The sequence below is a fragment of the Streptomyces spectabilis genome (assembly GCF_008704795.1).
GTDB classification, from domain to species: domain Bacteria; phylum Actinomycetota; class Actinomycetes; order Streptomycetales; family Streptomycetaceae; genus Streptomyces; species Streptomyces spectabilis.
The window spans coordinates 9,076,069-9,095,031 of sequence record NZ_CP023690.1 but is presented as its reverse complement, the minus strand read 5'-3'; the positions used below and the strand labels follow the sequence as shown (position 1 = coordinate 9,095,031).

At 71.0% G+C, this 18,963-nt stretch carries 14 protein-coding genes; 3 read left to right on the top strand and 11 right to left on the bottom strand.

Annotated elements, in window-relative coordinates; genetic code table 11:
• Positions 1-62 precede the first annotated feature (62 nt).
• Positions 63-875, bottom strand: a complete 813-nt coding sequence (locus CP982_RS38635) for an ArsR/SmtB family transcription factor (protein ID WP_150515945.1) — start codon at positions 873-875, stop codon at positions 63-65.
• A gap of 216 nt (positions 876-1,091) precedes the next feature.
• Between CP982_RS38635 and CP982_RS38630 the strand changes: the two genes are divergently transcribed.
• Complete coding sequence (locus tag CP982_RS38630; RefSeq protein ID WP_150514752.1) at positions 1,092-2,609, top strand: FG-GAP-like repeat-containing protein; 1,518 nt, start codon at positions 1,092-1,094, stop codon at positions 2,607-2,609.
• 79 nt (positions 2,610-2,688) lie between these two features.
• Here CP982_RS38630 and CP982_RS38625 read toward each other — a convergent pair whose 3' ends face one another.
• The 7 genes from CP982_RS38625 to tkt all read right to left on the bottom strand — a co-directional run bounded on the left by CP982_RS38625 (position 2,689) and on the right by tkt (position 11,980).
• On the bottom strand, positions 2,689-3,438 hold the full coding sequence (locus tag CP982_RS38625; RefSeq protein ID WP_150514751.1) for a nucleotidyltransferase domain-containing protein: 750 nt from the start codon (positions 3,436-3,438) through the stop codon (positions 2,689-2,691).
• Between the two features lie 238 nt (positions 3,439-3,676).
• Positions 3,677-4,561: a phosphogluconate dehydrogenase (NAD(+)-dependent, decarboxylating) gene (gene gnd / locus CP982_RS38620; protein ID WP_150514750.1), complete on the bottom strand. Its 885-nt coding sequence runs from the start codon at positions 4,559-4,561 to the stop codon at positions 3,677-3,679.
• A 6-nt stretch (positions 4,562-4,567) separates the two neighbouring features.
• A complete protein-coding gene (gene pgi, locus CP982_RS38615; protein ID WP_150514749.1) occupies positions 4,568-6,226 on the bottom strand; it encodes a glucose-6-phosphate isomerase in 1,659 nt (552 codons plus the stop codon).
• Positions 6,219-7,160, bottom strand: a complete 942-nt coding sequence (opcA, locus tag CP982_RS38610; RefSeq protein ID WP_150514748.1) for a glucose-6-phosphate dehydrogenase assembly protein OpcA — start codon at positions 7,158-7,160, stop codon at positions 6,219-6,221. Before opcA ends, pgi begins: the two co-directional genes overlap by 8 nt.
• Positions 7,157-8,707 (bottom strand): glucose-6-phosphate dehydrogenase, encoded by a 1,551-nt coding sequence (gene zwf, locus CP982_RS38605; protein ID WP_150514747.1) that lies wholly within the window; start codon positions 8,705-8,707, stop codon positions 7,157-7,159. The genes opcA and zwf overlap by 4 nt, the downstream gene beginning before the upstream one ends.
• Positions 8,704-9,867, bottom strand: a complete 1,164-nt coding sequence (tal, locus tag CP982_RS38600) for a transaldolase (RefSeq protein WP_184924852.1) — start codon at positions 9,865-9,867, stop codon at positions 8,704-8,706. Before tal ends, zwf begins: the two co-directional genes overlap by 4 nt.
• A 28-nt stretch (positions 9,868-9,895) precedes the next feature.
• Positions 9,896-11,980, bottom strand: a complete 2,085-nt coding sequence (gene tkt / locus CP982_RS38595) for a transketolase (protein ID WP_150514745.1) — start codon at positions 11,978-11,980, stop codon at positions 9,896-9,898.
• Between the two features lie 205 nt (positions 11,981-12,185).
• On the opposite strand from tkt, the gene CP982_RS38590 reads away from it, so the two are divergent.
• Positions 12,186-13,100, top strand: a complete 915-nt coding sequence (locus tag CP982_RS38590) for a helix-turn-helix domain-containing protein (protein ID WP_150514744.1) — start codon at positions 12,186-12,188, stop codon at positions 13,098-13,100.
• Between the two features lie 18 nt (positions 13,101-13,118).
• Here CP982_RS38590 and CP982_RS38585 read toward each other — a convergent pair whose 3' ends face one another.
• Both CP982_RS38585 and CP982_RS38580 read right to left on the bottom strand, forming a co-directional pair.
• Positions 13,119-14,309 (bottom strand): acyl-CoA dehydrogenase family protein, encoded by a 1,191-nt coding sequence (locus CP982_RS38585; RefSeq protein ID WP_150514743.1) that lies wholly within the window; start codon positions 14,307-14,309, stop codon positions 13,119-13,121.
• A 477-nt stretch (positions 14,310-14,786) separates the two neighbouring features.
• A complete protein-coding gene (locus CP982_RS38580; protein WP_150514742.1) occupies positions 14,787-16,106 on the bottom strand; it encodes an amidohydrolase/deacetylase family metallohydrolase in 1,320 nt (439 codons plus the stop codon).
• 416 nt (positions 16,107-16,522) lie between these two features.
• Between CP982_RS38580 and CP982_RS38575 the strand changes: the two genes are divergently transcribed.
• Entirely contained in the window at positions 16,523-17,458 is a 936-nt protein-coding gene (locus CP982_RS38575; protein ID WP_150514741.1) for a COG4315 family predicted lipoprotein, read from the top strand.
• A gap of 38 nt (positions 17,459-17,496) precedes the next feature.
• Here CP982_RS38575 and CP982_RS38570 read toward each other — a convergent pair whose 3' ends face one another.
• Complete coding sequence (locus CP982_RS38570; protein WP_150514740.1) at positions 17,497-18,948, bottom strand: FAD-dependent monooxygenase; 1,452 nt, start codon at positions 18,946-18,948, stop codon at positions 17,497-17,499.
• Positions 18,949-18,963 lie beyond the last annotated feature (15 nt).

Genomic DNA, 18,963 nt, shown 5'->3' with positions numbered 1-18,963 from the left:
CACATCGGCGGCCCGTCCCCGGCGGGGGCGAAGTGCGTCGGCGGGAGGTCCGCCCCGCCGGGTCAGGCGTCCCGCTTGGCGGGGTCCGGGAGTTCCTCGCCCGTCTCCAGGAGGGTCTTGAGACTGGACAGGAGCGCGGCCCAGCCGTCTTGGATCATGGCGAGGACGGTGCTGCCGGGCTCGAAACCGTCGTGGACGACGGTGAGCTTGACGGTCTCGCCCTGCGCCTCGATGTCGAACGACACCTTGGAGCGCTTCTCGGCGGAGATCTTCGCGAACGTCTCGTCGTCGACCTCCACCGCCTTGGCGAAGCCGGGCGTGAAGGTGTGCCAGGTGTAGGAGAGCCTCCGGTAGGGGTCGCACTCCAGGACGACCTGCTCGGGGTCGGGGCCGGTCAGGCCGTGGCCCTCCCAGGCCATCACCGATCCCGGCTTCCAGTCGGTGACGAACTCCAGGCCCCAGTAGCGCCGGGTGAAGGCCGGGTCGGTCAGGGCCTGCCACAGCTTCTCGGGCGTGGTCCTGATGTACGTGGTGTAGACGAACGCGGTGTTGTCGCTGCTGCTCATGGCGGTGCTCTCCAATGCGTGCTTGAGATCGGCGAGCGCGTGCGCCCGCGCGCGGTCGTAGCGGCTGATCCAGCGGTCGGCGATGGCGTTGATGGGCTCGGCGTTCAGGTAGTGGAGCTTCTCCCTGCCCCGCCGGACGGTGGTGACCAGGTTGGCCTCCTCCAGGAGGGCCAGGTGCTTGCTCACCGACTGCCGGGCCATGTCGAGCTCCGAGCACAGCTCGCGCAGACTCTGGCCGTTGCGGGCGTTCAGGCTGTCGAGCAGCCGCCTGCGACTGCTGTCGGCCAGCGCCTTGAAGACCTCGTCCATCTCGTCGTCCATCTCCGCCCCCAGATATGCAGCCATCCAGCTGCCTAAAAACAATAGGCAGCCATTCGGCTGCATGTCAAGGCGGGCGTGCGGCGGGAGACCCCCGATGCGCCGTGCAACCTTTGGGGGACCTGGGCGGTCAAGGGGGGTGAACCGGCGGTGAACTCCCCACGGATGTTCAGCGCCGTCCTTCGATCAAAGGAATATGGAAGCCCTATGTCTCGAGCACGTCGCCGAGCCCGTCTCACCACGCCCCTGGTCGCCATGTCCCTGCTGACGGGCGGGCTGACGATCTGGTCCCTCGGCCAGAGCCCGGCCGAGGCCGCCACCCCCGCCGCCAAGAAGACCGCCGCCGCCGAGGCGACCGACGACTTCAACGGCGACGGCTACGCCGACCTCGTCGTCGGCGCCCCGGGCGCCACCGTCTCCAGCAAGAAGAAGGCCGGATACGTGGCGGTGGCCTACGGCTCCAAGAACGGTCTCGACCCGGCCCACAAGAAGATCATCAGCCGCTCCACCAACGGTGTGCCCGGCCCGGCCGCCACCAAGCAGGAGTTCGGCCGCTCCTTCACCAAGGGCGACCTGGACGGCGACGGCTTCACCGACCTGGTCATCGGCACCGGCTGGCGGGACGCGGGGTCGGTGATCATGTGGGGCTCCGCGTCCGGCCTCACCAGCGGCACGAAGATCAACACGTACGGCCACGCCCCGCAGGCGGGCGACTTCGACGGGGACGGCAAGACCGACCTGGCGTTGTTCGCCACCGTGGCCTACCACGGCGACGACCCCGTCGACCAGCGCGCCAAGCTGTGGAAGGGCCCGATCTCGCGCACCGCGAAGCCCACCGCGACCCTCGACTTCATGGACAAGTCGCAGTGGTGGAGCTACGGCGGCGACGAGCGCCCCGACCTCGACTGCTCGCCGCTGCCCGGCAAGCCGGAGAGCTGCATCGACGGCCCGCGCTCCGTGAAGGGCCCGGTCGTGCCCAAGGCCGTCGGCGACATCAACGGCGACGGCCGCGCCGACATCGCCATGAACGACTACTACGGCGACGGCGAGTGGGGCAACAGGGTGCTGTACGGCTCGCCCACCGGCTTCAAGCGCGGCCAGGCCGTCGGCTCCGACGGGGCCCTCGCCCTCGGCGACATCAACGGCGACCACTACGACGACCTGGTGGTCGGCGACAGCGAGTACGAGTCGAAGGTCATGGTCGCCTACGGCTCGAAGGACGGCCTGAAGCTGGGCGAGGGCCAGGTCCAGAAGTTCAACCAGGACCTGCCCGGTGTCCCCGGTGCCGAGGAGGACGGTGACGCGTTCGGCGCCTCCGTCGCCGTGGGCGACGTCAACCGCGACGGCTTCGCCGACATCGCCGTCGGCGTGCCCGGCGAGGACGTCGGCCGCGTCAAGGACGCCGGTTCCGTCGTCCTGGTCCGCGGCAGTGCCTCCGGTGTGACCGGTACCGGCGCACAGGCCTTCCAGCAGGACACGCCGGAGATCCCCGGCGTCGGTGAGAAGGGCGACGCGTTCGGCGCCGCCACGGCCCTGCTCGACGTCACCGGCGACGGCCGCGCCGACCTCGCCGCGTCCTCGGTCAACGAGAACGCGAGCGCGGGCGCCCTGTGGTCGCTGCGCGGCACGTCCACGGGCCTGACGGCCAAGAAGTCCGTGGCCTTCGGCCCCAAGGACCTCTCGGCCCCGTCCGTCGCGGCGCTCTTCGGCAGCGCCCTGCGCTAGCAGCGCTTCGCCGGCAGCCGCGACGGGCCGTCGGCCGCCCGTAGGGGCGGAGAGCCACGGCTCTCCGCCCCTACGTCGTTCAGCCCGCCGCCGCGAACAGCTCTTCCGCCTCCGCGACCGCCCCTGCCAGAACCTGCCGGTCCGGGCGCAGGGACGCCACGATCGCGTCGATGCCGTGGAGCCCGGCCCGTTCCAGGAGCCGCTTCTCGTTCGTGGTCCACTCGCCGCGCGCCGCGAGGACCGCGTGTGCCGTGTCCATGGCGGCCACGGCAAGGGCCCCCGCGACCTCGGTGGCACGGCCGCGAACGACGTACGCGCCCTTGGCGTACTGAAGCGTCAGGGCGGCGCGGCCGTGCCAGAACGCCGGGGCCGTCCCGCGCAGCGCCGCCGGGTACGCGGGGCGGGGCAAGGTGCCGCTCAGCACCTGGTTGACGGCGAGTTCGGCGACGAGGAGGTAGCTCGGGACGCCCGCCAGGTGGAACATCAGCGGCTCCCAGTGGAAGCGCCCCTGCCGGGCCTCGGCCAGTTCGTGTGCGACGACATCGAGGTCGCGGTAGTGGACGTCGACGCTGCGGCCCTCGATGGTCAGCCACGCCCCGCCGTTGAAGACGCCCCCGCCCCAGTCGCCGAGGCCGGAGACCTCGCCGTCCCAGCCGACGGCGCGCAGGTCGGCCGGGTCGAAGCCGCCCCGGTAGTAGACCGCCATGTCCCAGTCGCTGTCTGGCGTGTGGGTTCCCTGGGCGCGCGAGCCGCCGAGGGTGACGGCGTGCACGGCGGGCAGGGCGGCGAGGCGTTCGGTGACGGAGCGCAGGAAGGTGTCGTCGGTCATGGGGTTCCGATCGTGTGAAGGGATGACGGGCGTGCGGGCGCGCCTCGCCGACGCCGGAGCCGGGGCTCGAACGGCGTCGCGCGGATCGGCGCGCGGAGGTCATCACTCACTTCATGGGGCGCGATCGTAGGGCCCCTGCCGCGACGCGGCCAGCGAGTTTCCGCGCGGCTCCCCACGGTGCGGGAGGGGGAGCCGCGCGGGTGAGCGGGCTGTGGAGCACAGCCCGCTCAGTGCTCGCTCAGTGCTCGCTCCTGGACTCGACGGCGTGGCCGCCGAACTGGTTGCGCAGCGCCGCGATCATCTTCATCTGCGGCGAGTCGTCCTGCCGCGAGGCGAAGCGCGCGAACAGGGACGCCGTGATCGCGGGCAGCGGCACCGCGTTGTCGATCGCCGCCTCGACCGTCCACCGGCCCTCGCCGGAGTCGGCCGCGAAGCCGCGCAGCTTGTCCAGGTGCTCGTCGTCGTCCAGCGCGTTGACCGCCAGGTCGAGCAGCCAGGAACGGATCACCGTGCCCTCCTGCCACGACCGGAAGACCTCACGGACATCCGTGACCGAGTCCACGGCCTCAAGCAGCTCCCAGCCCTCGGCATAAGCCTGCATCATCGCGTACTCGATGCCGTTGTGAACCATCTTGGAGAAGTGGCCCGCGCCGACCTTGCCCGCGTGGACGTAGCCGAAGTCGCCTTCGGGCTTGAGGGCGTCGAAGACCGGCTGGACGCGGGCGACGTGCTCGTCGTCGCCGCCGACCATCAGCGCGTAGCCGTTCTCCAGGCCCCAGACGCCGCCGGAGACACCGGCGTCGACGAAGCCGATGCCGCGCTCGGCGAGTTCGGCCGCGTGCTTCTCGTCGTCGGTCCAGCGGGAGTTGCCGCCGTCGACGACGACGTCGCCCTCGGCGAGCAGGTCCTTCAGCTCGTCGACGGTGGACTGGGTGGGGGCTCCGGCCGGGACCATCACCCAGACCACGCGGGGCCCTTCGAGCCTCTCGACGAGTTCGGCGAGCGAGTCGACGTCGGAGAGCTCCGGGTCACGGTCGTAGCCGATGACGGTGTGGCCCGCGCGGCGGATGCGCTCGCGCATGTTGCCGCCCATCTTGCCGAGGCCGATGAGTCCGAGTTCCATGTCGGTTCACTCGCCTTCCGGGGTGCGGCCGCGCAGGGCGCGGTAGGTGGCGACCAGGGCCTTCGTGGACGGGTCCAGGCCGGGTACGTCGGCGCCCTCGGTCAGGGCGGGTTCGACGCGCTTGGCGAGGACCTTGCCGAGTTCGACGCCCCACTGGTCGAAGGAGTCGATGTTCCAGATCGCGCCCTGGACGAACACCTTGTGCTCGTAGAGCGCGATGAGCTGGCCCAGGACCGAGGGCGTCAGCGCGCGGGCCAGGATCGTCGTCGTCGGGTGGTTGCCCCGGAACGTGCGGTGGGCGACCTGCTCCTCGGCGATGCCCTCGGCCCGCACCTCGTCCGCGGTCTTGCCGAAGGCGAGCGCCTGGCCCTGCGCGAACAGGTTGGCCATCAACAGGTCGTGCTGGCCCGCGAGTTCGCCGAGCTCGTCGACCGGCTCGGCGAAGCCGATGAGGTCGGCCGGGATGAGCTTGGTGCCCTGGTGGATCAGCTGGTAGTACGCGTGCTGGCCGTTGGTCCCCGGCGTGCCCCACACCACCGGACCGGTCTGCCACTCCACCGCACGGCCGTCCCGGTCCACCGACTTGCCGTTGGACTCCATGTCCAGCTGCTGGAGATACGCCGTGAACTTCGACAGGTAATGCGAGTACGGCAGCACCGCGTGCGCCTGCGCGTCATGGAAGTTGCCGTACCAGACCCCCAGCAGACCGAGCAGCAACGGCACATTCGCCTCCGCCGGCGCCGTACGGAAGTGCTCATCGACCAGCCGGAACCCGCCGAGCATCTCCCCGAAGGCATCCGAACCGATCGCGATCATCAACGACAGGCCAATGGCCGAGTCGAACGAGTACCGACCACCGACCCAGTCCCAGAACTCGAACATGTTCGCCGTGTCGATACCGAAGTCCGCGACCTTCTCGGCATTCGTCGACAGGGCCACGAAGTGCTTGGCCACGGCCGCCTCATCGCCGAGGGAAGCGAGGAGCCAGGAGCGCGCGGCCTTGGCGTTGGTGATCGTCTCGATCGTGGTGAACGTCTTGGAGGCGATGATGAACAGCGTCTCCGCCGGGTCGAGGTCGCGGACGGCCTCGTGCAGGTCGGCGCCGTCCACGTTGGACACGAAGCGGACCGTCAGATCGCGGTCGGTGTAGGCACGCAGCGCCTCATGGGCCATGGCGGGGCCGAGGTCGGAGCCGCCGATGCCGACGTTGACCACGTTCTTGATGCGCCGGCCGGTGTGCCCCGTCCACTCACCCGTACGGACCCGCTCCGCGAACGCCGCCATCTTGTCGAGCACCGCGTGGACCTTCGGCACGACGTTCTCACCGTCGACCTCGATCACCGCGTCGGCGGGCGCACGCAGCGCGGTGTGCAGCACCGCACGCCCCTCCGTCGTATTGATCTTCTCGCCCCGGAACATCGCGTCCCGCAGCCCGAACACGTCCGTGGCGGTGGCCAGTTCCTGGAGGAGGGCGAGGGTCTCGTCCGTGATCAGGTGCTTGGAGTAGTCGACGTGCAGATCGCCGACCTGGACCGTGTAGCGCTCGGCGCGGCCCGGCTCCGCCGCGAACAGGTCGCGCAGGTGCGTGCCCTCGGACTTGGCGCGGTGGTCCTCCAGGGCGGCCCACTGCGGTCGGCGCGTCAACAGGGGCGTGGTGTCAGGCATGTTGAACAGACTCCTTGGAACCGGAGGTGTCTCCGTGCAGCGCGACGGCGTACATCTCGTCGGCGTCGAGGCGGCGGAGCTCTTCGGCGATCAGCTCGGCGGTCGAGCGGACCTTCAGGGCGAGGGTGCGCTCGGGCTGGCCGGGCAGGGACAGGGTGGCGAGGGGGCCTTCGGGGCGGTCGATGCGGATCTCTCCGTTCGCCGTGCCGAGGCGGACCGCGGTGACGACGGGGCCCGCGGTGGTGACGCGCTCGACCGGGACGCCGAGCCGGACGCCGAGCCAGCGCGCGAGCAGCTCGGCGCTGGGGTTCTCGGCCTCGGACTCGACGGCGGCCGACGTGACGTCGACGCGGGCCTGGTCGAGGGCCGCGGCCAGCATGGAGCGCCACGGCGTGAGCCGGGTCCAGGCCAGGTCGGTGTCGCCGGGGGCGTAGGACCTGGCGCGGTCCGCGAGCGCGGCGAGCGGGTCCTCGACGGCGTAGGCGTCGGTGATGCGGCGGGCCGCGAGGGCGCCGAGCGGGTCCTTGGCGGGCTCGTCCGGGGCGTCGACGGGCCACCACACGACGACGGGGGCGTCGGGGAGCAGCAGCGGCAGGACGACGGAGTCGGCGTGCTTGCCGACCTCGCCGTACAGGCGCAGGAGCACGGTCTCGCCGGTGCCCGCGTCGGCGCCGACCCGGACCTCCGCGTCGAGGCGGTTGCCCTGCCGGTCGCGCGGGGAGCGCGCGGTGCGCCTGATGACGACGAGGGTGCGCGAGGGGTGCTCGCGGGCCGCCTCCTGGGCCGCCTTGGTGGCGTCGTAGGCGTTCTCCTCGTCGGTGACGATGACCATCGTGAGGACCATGCCCACGGCGGGGGTCCCGATGGCGCGGCGCGCTTCGACGAGCGCCTTGTTCACCTTGCTAGCCGTGGTGTCGGTCAGATCGATCTTCATGGCCTGCGCCAGCTCCGTCCGTCTCGTGCGAGCATGTCGTCCGCCTCGGCCGGGCCCCACGTACCGGACGGGTACCGCGCGGGCGTGCCGTGGGTGTCCCAGTGCTCCTCGATGGGATCAAGGATGCGCCAGGACTCCTCGACCTCCTCCGTGCGCGGGAAGAGGTTGGCGTCGCCGAGCAGGACGTCCAGGATCAGCCGCTCGTAGGCCTCCGGGCTGGATTCCGTGAACGACTCGCCGTACGCGAAGTCCATCGACACGTCGCGGATCTCCATCGAGGTACCCGGGACCTTGGATCCGAAGCGTACGGTCATGCCCTCGTCCGGCTGGACCCGGATGACGATCGCGTTCTGGCCGAGTTCCTCGGTGGCGGCGCCGTCGAACGGGGAGTGCGGGGCGCGCTGGAAGACGACCGCGATCTCGGTGACGCGGCGGCCGAGGCGCTTGCCGGTGCGCAGGTAGAACGGCACTCCGGCCCAGCGGCGGTTGTCGATCTCCAGCTTGACGGCCGCGTAGGTGTCCGTCTTCGAGGTGGGGGCGATGCCGTCTTCCTGGAGGTAGCCCTTGACCTTCTCGCCGCCCTGCCAGCCCTCGCCGTACTGGGCGCGCACGGTGTGCGCGTCCAGGTCGGCCGGGACGCGGACGGACTTCAGGACCTTGAGCTTCTCCATGACGAGCGACCCGGCGTCGAAGGAGGCGGGCTCCTCCATGGCGGTCAGGGCCATGAGCTGGAGCAGGTGGTTCTGGATGACGTCACGGGCGGCGCCGATGCCGTCGTAGTAGCCCGCGCGGCCACCGATGCCGATGTCCTCGGCCATGGTGATCTGCACGTGGTCGACGTAACTCCGGTTCCAGATGGGTTCGTACATCTGGTTGGCGAAGCGGAGCGCCAGGATGTTCTGGACGGTCTCCTTGCCCAGGTAGTGGTCGATGCGGAAGACCTGCTCGGGCGCGAACACGTCGTGGACGATCGCGTTCAGCTCCTTGGCCGACGCGATGTCGTGGCCGAAGGGCTTCTCGATGACGGCGCGCCGCCACGAGCCCTCCGGCGCGTCCGCGAGGCCGTGCTTCTTGAGCTGCTGGACGACCTTCGGGAAGAACTTCGGCGGTACGGAGAGGTAGAAGGCGTAGTTGCCGCTGGTGCCGCGCTTCTCGTCCAGCTCGTCGACGGCGTCGCGCAGCTGCTTGAAGGCGGTGTCGTCGTCGAAGTCGCCGGGGATGAAGCGCATGCCGTCGGCGAGCTGCTGCCAGACCTCCTCGCGGAACGGCGTCCGCGCGTGCTCGCGCACCGAGTCGTGGACGACCTGGGCGAAGTCCTGGTCCTCCCACTCGCGCCGGGCGAAGCCGAGGAGCGAGAAGCCCGGCGGGAGCAGCCCTCGGTTGGCGAGGTCGTAGACGGCGGGCATCAGCTTCTTGCGGGACAGGTCGCCGGTGACGCCGAAGATGACGAGCCCGGAGGGGCCCGCGATGCGCGGAAGGCGGCGGTCGCGGTCGTCCCTCAGCGGGTTCCGCCACGTGCTTCCGGCGCTCGCGCTGTTGGCGCTCACTTGGATTCAACTCCCTTGCCCTGAAGGGCCTGGAGGCCCTGGAGGCGGGTGGCGACGGTGCCGAGGAGGTCGTTCCAGGCGGCATCGAACTTGGCGACGCCCTCGTCCTCCAGGAGCTGCACGACCTCGTCGTAGGAGATGCCGAGGGCGTCGACGGCCTTGAGGTCCGCGCGGGCCTGCTCGTAGCCGCCGGTCACCGTGTCGCCGGTGATCCGGCCGTGGTCGGCGGCGGCCTTCAGGGTCGCCTCCGGCATGGTGTTGACCGTGTCGGGCGCGACCAGCTCGTCGACGTACAGGGTGTCCTTGTACGCCGGGTCCTTGACGCCGGTGGAGGCCCACAGCGGGCGCTGCTTGTGGGCGCCCGCGGCCGCCAGGACGCCTGCGCGCGCGGAGGCGAAGACCTCCTCGTACGCCTCGTACGCGAGGCGGGCGTTGGCGAGCGCGGCCCTGCCCTTCAGCTCCTTCGCCGCGTCCGTGCCGACCCGGTCGAGGCGCTTGTCGATCTCGGAGTCGACGCGCGAGACGAAGAAGGAGGCGACGGAGTGGATGGCGGAGAGGTCGTGACCGCGCTCGTGGGCGAGTTCGAGCCCCTTGAGGTAGGCGTCCATCACGGCGCGGTAGCGTTCGAGGGAGAAGATCAGCGTGACGTTGACGCTGATGCCGAGGCCGATGACCTCGGTGATGGCCGGGAGGCCCGCCGTGGTCGCCGGAATCTTGATCATGACGTTGGGCCGGTCGACGAGCCAGGCCAGCTGCTTGGCCTCGGCGATGGTGGCCTCGGTCTCGTGGGCCAGGCGCGGGTCGACCTCGATCGACACGCGGCCGTCGCGGCCGCCCGTCGCGTCGTACACCGGGCGCAGGACGTCGGCGGCGGCGCGAACGTCGGCCGTGGTCATCATGCGGACGGCCTCGTCGACGGTGACGCCGCGCACGGCCAGGTCGGCGAGCTGGTCCTCGTAGCCCTCGCCGGAGCCGATGGCGGCCTGGAAGATCGAGGGGTTGGTGGTAACGCCCACGACGTGGCCGTGCGCGACGGCCTCGGCGAGGTCGCCGGACTCGATGCGCTTGCGGGACAGGTCGTCCAGCCAGATGGAGACACCCGCGTCGGACAGGGCCTGCAGGGCCGGCGAGGTGGGGACGGCGTTGCTCATGTTCTTCATCTTCTTTCGCGTACGTGCTGCGTAATGATCAAGCGCGGGCGGCGGCCAGGGATTCCCGGGCCCGCGCGGCGACGTTCTCTGCGGTGAAGCCGAACTCGGCGAAGAGCGTGGCGGCGTCCGCGGAGGCGCCGAAGTGCTCCAGGGAGACGATGCGTCCGGCGTCGCCGACATAGCGGTACCAGGTCAGGGCGATGCCCGCCTCGACGGCGACGCGTGCCTTGACGTGCGGCGGCAGGACGCTGTCGCGGTACTCCTTCGGCTGCTCCTCGAACCACTCCACGGACGGCATCGACACGACGCGGGTCGCGATGCCCTCGGCCTCCAGGCGCTCGCGGGCCTCGACGGCGAGCTGCACCTCGGAGCCGGTGGCGATGAGCAGGACGTCCGGGGTCTTCGCGGACGCCTCGGCGAGGACGTAACCGCCCTTCGCCGCCGCCTCGTTCGCCTCGTACGTCGGTACGCCCTGCCGGGTGAGGGCCAGGCCGTGCGGGGCCGGGTCGGCCGAGCCGCGGCGCAGGATCTCGCGCCAGGCGATGGCCGTCTCGTTGGCGTCAGCCGGGCGCACGACGTTCAGGCCGGGGATGGCGCGCAGCGAGGCGAGGTGCTCGACCGGCTGGTGGGTGGGGCCGTCCTCGCCGAGGCCGACGGAGTCGTGGGTCCAGACGTAGGTGACGGGCAGCTGCATCAGCGCGGACATGCGGACGGCGTTGCGCATGTAGTCGGAGAACACCAGGAAGGTGCCGCCGTAGACACGGGTGTTGCCGTGCAGGGCGATGCCGTTCATCTCGGCGGCCATCGAGAACTCGCGGATGCCGAAGTGCACGGTGCGGCCGTATGGGTCGGCCTCCGGCAGCGGGTTGCCCCGGGGCAGGAAGGAGCTGGCCTTGTCGATGGTGGTGTTGTTGGAGCCCGCCAGGTCGGCGGAGCCGCCCCACAGTTCGGGGATGACCGGGCCGAGCGCCTGCAGGACCTTGCCGGACGCGGCGCGCGTGGCGACCTTCGTGCCGGTCTCGAAGGCGGGCAGAGCCTGCTCCCAGCCCTCGGGGAGGCGGCCCGCGATGACGCGGTCGAGGAGTGCGGAGCGCTCGGGGTTGCCGGTGCGCCAGACGGCGAGCCGCTTGTCCCAGGCGGTGTGCGCCTCGGCGCCGCGGTCCAGGGCCTCGCGGGTGTGGGCGATGACCTCGTCGGCGACGGCGAAGGACTGCTCGGGGTCGAAGCCGAGGACGCGCTTGGTGGCGGCGATCTCCTCGGCGCCCAGGGCGGAGCCGTGGGAGGCCTCGGTGTTCCGCGCGTTCGGCGCGGGCCAGGCGATGACCGTGCGCATCGCGATGAAGGACGGGCGCCCGGTCTCGGCCTTGGCGGCGGCGAGCGCCGCGTACAGGGCGTGGACGTCGATGTCGCCGTCGGCGCGCGGGGTGACGCGCTGCACGTGCCAGCCGTAGGCCTCGTAGCGCTTGAGGACGTCCTCGGAGAACGCGGTCTGGGTGTCGCCCTCGATGGAGATGTGGTTGTCGTCGTAGAGGAAGACGAGGTTGCCGAGCTGCTGGTGGCCGGCGAGGGACGAGGCCTCGGCGGAGACGCCCTCCTCCAGGTCGCCGTCGGAGACGATCGTCCAGATGGTGTGGTCGAAGGGGCTGGTGCCCTCGGGGGCCTCGGGGTCGAACAGGCCGCGCTCGTAGCGGGCGGCCATGGCCATGCCGACGGCGTTGGCGGCGCCCTGGCCGAGGGGTCCCGTGGTCGTCTCGACACCGGCGGTGTGCCCGTACTCGGGGTGGCCCGGCGTCCGGGAGCCCTGGGTGCGGAACGCCTTGAGGTCGTCGAGGTCCAGCTCGTAGCCCGCGAGGAAGAGCTGGGTGTAGAGCGTGAGGCTGGTGTGGCCGGGAGACAGCACGAAGCGGTCGCGGCCCGTCCACTCCGGGTCGGCCGGGTCGTGCCGCATGACCTTCTGGAAGAGCGTGTACGCGGCCGGGGCCAGGCTCATGGCCGTGCCGGGGTGTCCGTTGCCGACCTTCTGCACGGCGTCGGCCGCCAGGAGGCGGGCGGTGTCGACGGCACGCTGGTCGAGGTCGGTCCACTCGAAGGGGCCGAGGGTGTCCGGTGTCTGCGTGCTCATCTGTATGAATTCCTTCGCATCCGTGAGTCGTCCTTCGTGCCCGAAGGCACGGTCCGCCGAGGACCAAAGCCCCTGGTCGAACCCTCTACGAAGGTAAAGGTCATACTTTTGGCGAGGTAGGTGCCCCCGTGCCAGCGTTCGGTGAAAATGGGACATGCACAGCGGTCAGGGTCTCCGTAAGGTCCCTTTGAGCCAAGGACAGTGGATGACGGAGCAGGGCGGCGCACGGACGAGCGCACATCTGGGAGCCGCGGAGCACATCCGTACCTACCCCTTCGACACGGGCGCGAGCGTGTCCGGGGTCGGGATGCAGGTCGGCCCGATGGGCACGGAGGGCCCCTGGGCGGGCGGCGAGGGTCTGTCGCGGCGCGTGCACCGCATCGACTTCCACGTCCTGCTCTTCTTCCGCGACGGTCCGGTCCGCCACACGGTCGACTTCACGGAGTACGAGGTCGGGGCGGGCGACGTCCTGTGGATCCGGCCGGGGCAGGTGCACAGCTTCTCCGCGACCGACCGGTACGTCGGCACGGCGCTCACCATGCAGCCCGGCTTCCTGCCGCGGGCGACGGTGGAGGCGACCGGCCTGTACCGCTACGACCGTCCGCCGCTGCTGCGCCCCGACGAGGCGCAGCGCGCCGCGATCGACGCCTCGCTCGAACAGTTGCAGCGCGAGTACCTCGACACGGCGACGCTGCCGCTGAGCCTGCACACCTCGGTCCTGCGGCACTCCCTGACGGCGTTCATGCTGCGGGTGGCGCACGTCTCCGCGCAGGCCGCGGCGGACGAGTGCAGGCCGCAGCCGGACACGACGTTCACGCGGTTCCGCACAGCGGTCGAGCAGGGCTTCACGACCAACCACAGCGTCAGCGCCTACGCCGACGAGCTCGGCTACTCGCGCCGTACGCTCGTGCGCGCCGTGCGCGCCGCCACCGGCCAGACCCCCAAGGGCTTCATCGACCGCCGCGTGATCCTGGAGGCCAAGCGCCTGCTCGCCCACACCGATCTGCCGGTGGGCCGCATCGGCGCGGCCGTCGGCTTCGCGGACTCGGCGAACTTCTCGAAGTTCTTCCAGCAGCACACCGGGGTGACGCCGGCGGGGTTCCGGGGGGAGCAGGCCTGAGGCGGCCCGGCGGCCCGGTCAGCGGCGCACGCGGGGCATGCCCAGGCCGATCCACGAGATGATCTCGCGCTGGATCTCGTTGTTGCCGCCGCCGAAGGTGAAGATGACCGCGGAGCGGTAGCCGCGCTCCAGTTCGCCCTGGAGGACGGCGCCCGCCGAGCCCTCCTTGAGGGCGCCCGCGGCGCCCACGACCTCCATCAGCCAGGCGTACGCGTCGCGGCGCGCCTCCGAGCCGTAGACCTTGACGGCGGAGGCGTCCTGCGGGGTGAGCGTGCCGTCCTGGACGGCGTTCACCATCTGCCAGTTGAGGAGTTTCATCGCGTCCAGCTTGACGTGGGTCTGCGCCAGGCGGCGGCGCACCCAGGGCAGGTCGACGACGCGGAGGCCGTCCGCGAGCTTGGTGCCCGCGGCCCAGTGGCGCACGTCGTGCAGGGCCCGGATCGCCATCGTGCCGTGCGCGGCGAGGGTGACGCGCTCGTGGTTGAGCTGGTTGGTGATGAGCCGCCAGCCCTTGTTCTCCTCGCCGACCCGGCGACCCGCGGGCACACGGACGTTCTCGTAGTAGCTGGCCGTGGTGTCGTGCCCGGCGAGGGTGCTGATGACGGTGCAGGAGTAGCCGGGGTCGGTCGTCGGTACGAGGAGCATGGAGATGCCGTGGTGCGGCGGCGCGTCGGGATCGGTGCGCACGGCGAGCCACACCCAGTCGGCGGTGTCGCCGTTGGTCGTCCAGATCTTCTGCCCGTTGACCGTGTAGTGGCCGCTGTTCTCGTCACCCTCGCGCACGGCCCGGGTCCTCAAGGAAGCGAGGTCGGTGCCCGCGTCGGGTTCGCTGTAGCCGATGGCGAAGTCGATCTCGCCGGAGAGGATCTTCGGCAGGAAGTACGCCTTCTGCTCGTCGGTGCCGTAGCGCATGAGGGTCGGGCCGACGGTGTTGAGTGCCATCAGCGGCAGCGGGACGCCCGCCTGGGCGGCCTCGTCAAAGAAGATGAACTGCTCCATGGGTGTGAGCCCGCGCCCGCCGTACTCCTCGGGCCAGCCCACGCCGAGCCAGCGGTCGGCGCCGAGGCGTCGGATCGTCTCGCGGTAGAACCGCTTCTGCGCGGCGCGGTCGCCGAACCGGGCGGTCGCGTGGTCGGGCACGAGCTCAGCGAAATACGTACGCAGTTCGGCGCGCAGCCGCTGCTGCTCGGGCGTGTATGCGAGGTGCACGACCCCTCCTGGCGATCCGTTCGCGGTGTCGACCTGACGCCGTCCCCAGCGCCACCGCACGGCGGCGGCCCGGCTTGACGGCGGACACAGTAGAACGTGTTCCAGTAAGGGGGAAGGGCGACGACGGGCTCGCTTCGCGCACGCGGAAGACGTCGAGGCGCGGGCCACCGGACCGGAAAACTGGCCGATTCGATGACCGCATCGAAGCATTCCGCGCAACGGGCCGCCGCGCGTGGCGACGGTCATGGTTTGGCCTTGATCGGGCATGAAACGGGCTTTCCCACAGGTCAAGCGGGCGTCCGAAGTCAGGATTGCAGCGCCATTCCGGCAGGTCGCTCCCAAAGTCGCTGAGAGAGTGATCGGTCATCCTCGGTCAATTTCTTTGCAGTGGCGGGCGCACCCCTGAAGAACAGCGAAGGCCCCCTCCGAGGAGGGGGCCTTCGTGGTTCAGGGTGTGCTGTCGTCAGTGCTGCGTGGTCAGTGCTCCCCCACCGGGTCCGTCGGCTTCGCGGTCGGGGTCCACTTCTTGGCCGTCAGGCCGTTGAGGTCCCAGACCACCTCGCCACCGCGGACGGTGAGCTCCGTGGAGAGCTTCTGGGTACCGTCGAGGCGGAAGCCGAAGCTGTCCACGTACCCGAACGTGCCCTTCTGGTTGGCGAACACCGCGATGTCGGCGGGCGCCCCCACCGAGAGGTTCCCCAGGTCGGGCCGCTTGATCGCCTTCGCGGGCTTCCAGGTCGAAGCGTCGACGACGTCCTTCAGCGGCATGCCGAGGGTGAGGAACTTCGACATGACGTTGGACATGTCCTTCATGCCCGAGTTCATGCTGGTGATGTGCAGGTCGGTGGAGATGGCGTCGGGGGTGAAGCCCTCCTTCATGGCCGGGACGGCGACGCGCCAGCCGAAGCTGCCGCCGCCGTGACCGACGTCGTACAGGACGCCGCGGTCGCGTCCTTGCTGCATCGCCGGGTTGAGCTTGCCGTCCTCGCCCAGCTCGCCGCGGTTTCCGGAGTAGGCGTGCGAGTAGATGTCACCGGGGCGCAACTTCTCGGTGAGCAGCGTCTTCAGGGGGCGTTCGGGCCGGGGCTCGCCGAAGTCGACGAGGACCGGGACGTCGGCGTCCTTGCCCGCCTGAAGGGAGTTGTCGACCGGCGTCCACTCCGGCCCTTCGTAGTGCGCCGTCTTGATGCCGACGATCGTGCCCGGGTACTGGCGGGCCTTCTCGGCGGCCGGACCCGGCTTCATGTCGCTGAGGTCCTGCTCGGCCGGGTTGCCCGCCATGCCCTTGCCGACGATGTTGAGGAAGGCGAGGACGCGGGTCTTGGAGCGGTCGATGGTGTTCTTCTTGAAGAGGTCGAAGTTGGAGGCACCGGCGGATCCCGCGTCCACGGCGGTGGTGACGCCGGAGCGGAAGGTGAAGCCGTCGGGAGCGACGCCGTTCTTGCCGTTCGCGTACGCGCCCTCCGGGCCCGGGAAGAGGTGGGCGTGCAGGTCGATCAGGCCGGGCGTGACGTACTCGCCCGCCGCGTCGACAGTCTGCTTCGTGGCCGAAGTGTCTATGTCCGCCGCGACCTTGGCGATCTTTCCGTCCTTGACGGCGACGTCGCGGACGTCGTCGATGCCGTTCTTCGGGTCGATGACGTGGCCGCGCTGGATGACGAGGTCGTAGGCCTCCGCGGCGCCGGCCTTCGTGCCGGCCGTGGCGCCCGTGGAGGGCGTGGCGCCGACTGTGGCGCCGACGAGCAGGGCGATGCCTGCGGGAAGAAGGATTCGGTGGAGCCGGTCTCTTGTGGGCATGCGGGTTCCCATCTCAGATACGGCGATGTGGTCTAGACAACTGTGCCTGATGGGTCGCCGTTCAATCAATGAAGAGGGCACGCATTCCCCTGGGGCACACAGGGGATCGATCAAATCAAGCCACTTTGCAACCCGTGGCCGAAGCGGGACCTGCGGGCTCGATGACGGGGCCCGGTCGCGACCTCTCGTATCCCGGCTCACGCAAGCCCAAGTTCCAGACAGAGACTTCCTTTAGACATTGTCTCGGTTTGGTCACGAGCCACGAGATCCCTGAACGCCGCCGGATGCGGTGCCCGTACTCACGCCACGAAGGCACACGTAGGCACTCGTAGGCATTCGAAGGAACTCGACAACTCAGCGTCCACGACCGGCCCGGCGCCGCGGCGCCCCGGCCGACCGAACCTCAGGAGACCGCGATGACCAAGAAGACCAAGCCCGCCCTGCTCCTCGCCTCCCTCGCCACCGTCGGAGCCCTCGCCCTGACCGCCTGCGGTGGCGGCGGCAGCGACGACGGCGCCAAGAAGGCCGCGGGCAACGCCCCGGCCGCCAACGCCGACCGCGCCGGGGGCCAGGCCGGCGGCGGCTCCGGCTACGACCTCTCCCTGCGGTCGGGCACGGCCCGCGAGAACCACGCGCCACGGCGGACCGGCGATTGGGCCAACCCGCCCGGCAAGCCCGCCGCGGAGCCGGTGCAGCGCAAGTGGGTCCAGCTGTCGGCGAGCCGGGCGGGCGACCTCGACCCGGTGGTCGTCAACGGCTCGGGCTTCACCCTCTACCGCTTCGACAAGGACACGGCCCGGCCGTCCAAGTCGAACTGCTCCGGCGCCTGCGCGACCACCTGGCCGCCCGTGCTCGTCGACCCGGGCAGCAAGATCTTCGTGGACGGCGTGAAGGCCGCGGACGTCGGCGTCATCAAGCGCGACGACGGCACCCGCCAGGTGACGATCGGCGGCTGGCCCGTCTACCGCTTCAACAAGGACCTCAAGCCCGGTGACACCAACGGCCAGGGCGTGGGCGGCACGTGGTTCGGCGTGACCCCGAACGGACAGAAGGCCGGGCAGCCCGCCGGGGGCGGTACGGACCAGGGCGGCGGCCAGGGCCAGGCCGACCCGGCGAGCAGCGTGATCCTGTTCGACAACCCCCGGTTCCAGGACCCGGCGCAGGGCGTGGCGGGCCCGGGCTGCCAGAACGTGGCACGCCCCAAGGTCGCCTCGTCCCTGTCGGCCGACGGCTCCCTGAAGCTGTGGTCGCGCCCGAACTGCAAGGGCGAGTCCAAGGTGGTCTCCGGGGACGTCGCGGACCTGGGCAGCGTCGGCTTCGACGACAAGGTGAGCTCGATCGCGTTCGGCTGACCCGGCGGGCGGCGCGCACGGGAGCGTGTCAGGCGGTGTCAGGCGGCTTCCCGCACCCACCCCACGTGCCCGTCGGGCCGGATCAGCGCGGAGCCCACGCCGTCCCAGTCGCGGCGGTCCCCGTCCGGCGGCCCCTGGTGGACGATCACGTCCGCCGAGGGGCCGTCAGCGTGTCCGGCGAAGTCGAGCAGGACGGGCCGTCCCGCGTGCAGCAGGTCGAAGAGGCGTACGTCCGGGCCGAGTCGGAGGTTCGGAGCGCGGCGACCGGTCAGCGGGTGGCCGCCACCGCCGTCGCCGGTCTCATACGTGTCCGTGTACGCGGTCGTGTACGCGACGCCGAGTCCCGAGAGGCCGTCGGCCAGGCGCCGGGAGAACGCGGGCACGGTGGCGACGGCCGTGCCGAGCACCTCGCGCAGGGCGCGCCCCTCGCCGGAGTAGGCGGTCATCAGGGCGGTCTGGGCGCGGGTGCTGGTGAGCAACTCGGCGCCGACCGGGTGCCGTTCGCTGTGGTAGGTGTCGAGCAGCGCGTCCGGGGCCGCGCCGCGCAGGACGGCGGCCAGTTTCCAGCCGAGGTTGGTGGCGTCCTGCACGCCGACGTTCAGGCCGACGCCACCGGCCGGGAAGTGCATGTGGGCCGCGTCGCCCGCGAGCAGGACCCGGCCCTTGCGGTAGGTCGCCGCCTGGCGCGTCGCGTTGCCGAACCGCGAGAGCCAGCGCGGGTCGCGCATCCCGAAGTCGTCGCCGACGACGCGCAGGACGGTGGCGCGCAGTTCGTCGAAGGTGAACTCACCGGGCCAGTCGGCCCGTTGGCCCTCGGGCACGTTCCCGACGAACCGGTGGACCCCACCGGGCATGCGGACGCACATGACGCCGCCCTGGGGCGTGGAGGCGCTCAGCGCGGGCCGGGCGGGCGGCCGGTCCAGGACGACGTCCCCGAGCCAGCCCCATGTCGTGGCGTCGGTACCGGGGAAGGCGATGTCCGCGGCGGCGCGCACCGTACTGCGGGTGCCGTCGCAGCCCACGACGTACGCGGCCTCGACGGCGTACGCGCCGTCGGGGCCGACGGCGTCGACGCGCACCCCGGACGCGTGCTCGGCCAGGCCGGTGAGGCGGTGGCCGCGCCGGATGTCGGCGCCCGCGGCCCGTGCCCGCTCTTCGAGGAGGGCTTCGGTGCGGACCTGCGGCAGCGCGAGCGTGAAGGGGTAGGGGGTGTCGAGGACGCTGAAGTCGAGGCGCTGGTCGAGCGCCCCGTAGTGCCCGTCGGGGATGCGCAGCCCCTCGGCGAGGAACGGTTCGACGGCGCCGCGGAAGGCCAGGACCTCCAGCGTGCGCGGGTGCACGGTGAGCGCCTTGGAGTGCGGGGACGGCTCGGGCCGCGCTTCCAGGACGGTCACCCGCGCACCGCCCAGGCGCAGTTCGGCGGCCAGCCACAGGCCGACCGGGCCCGCCCCGGCGATGACGACGTGGGAGTGGGGATGGTGTGTGCGCACGGGCGCTCCTCTGCC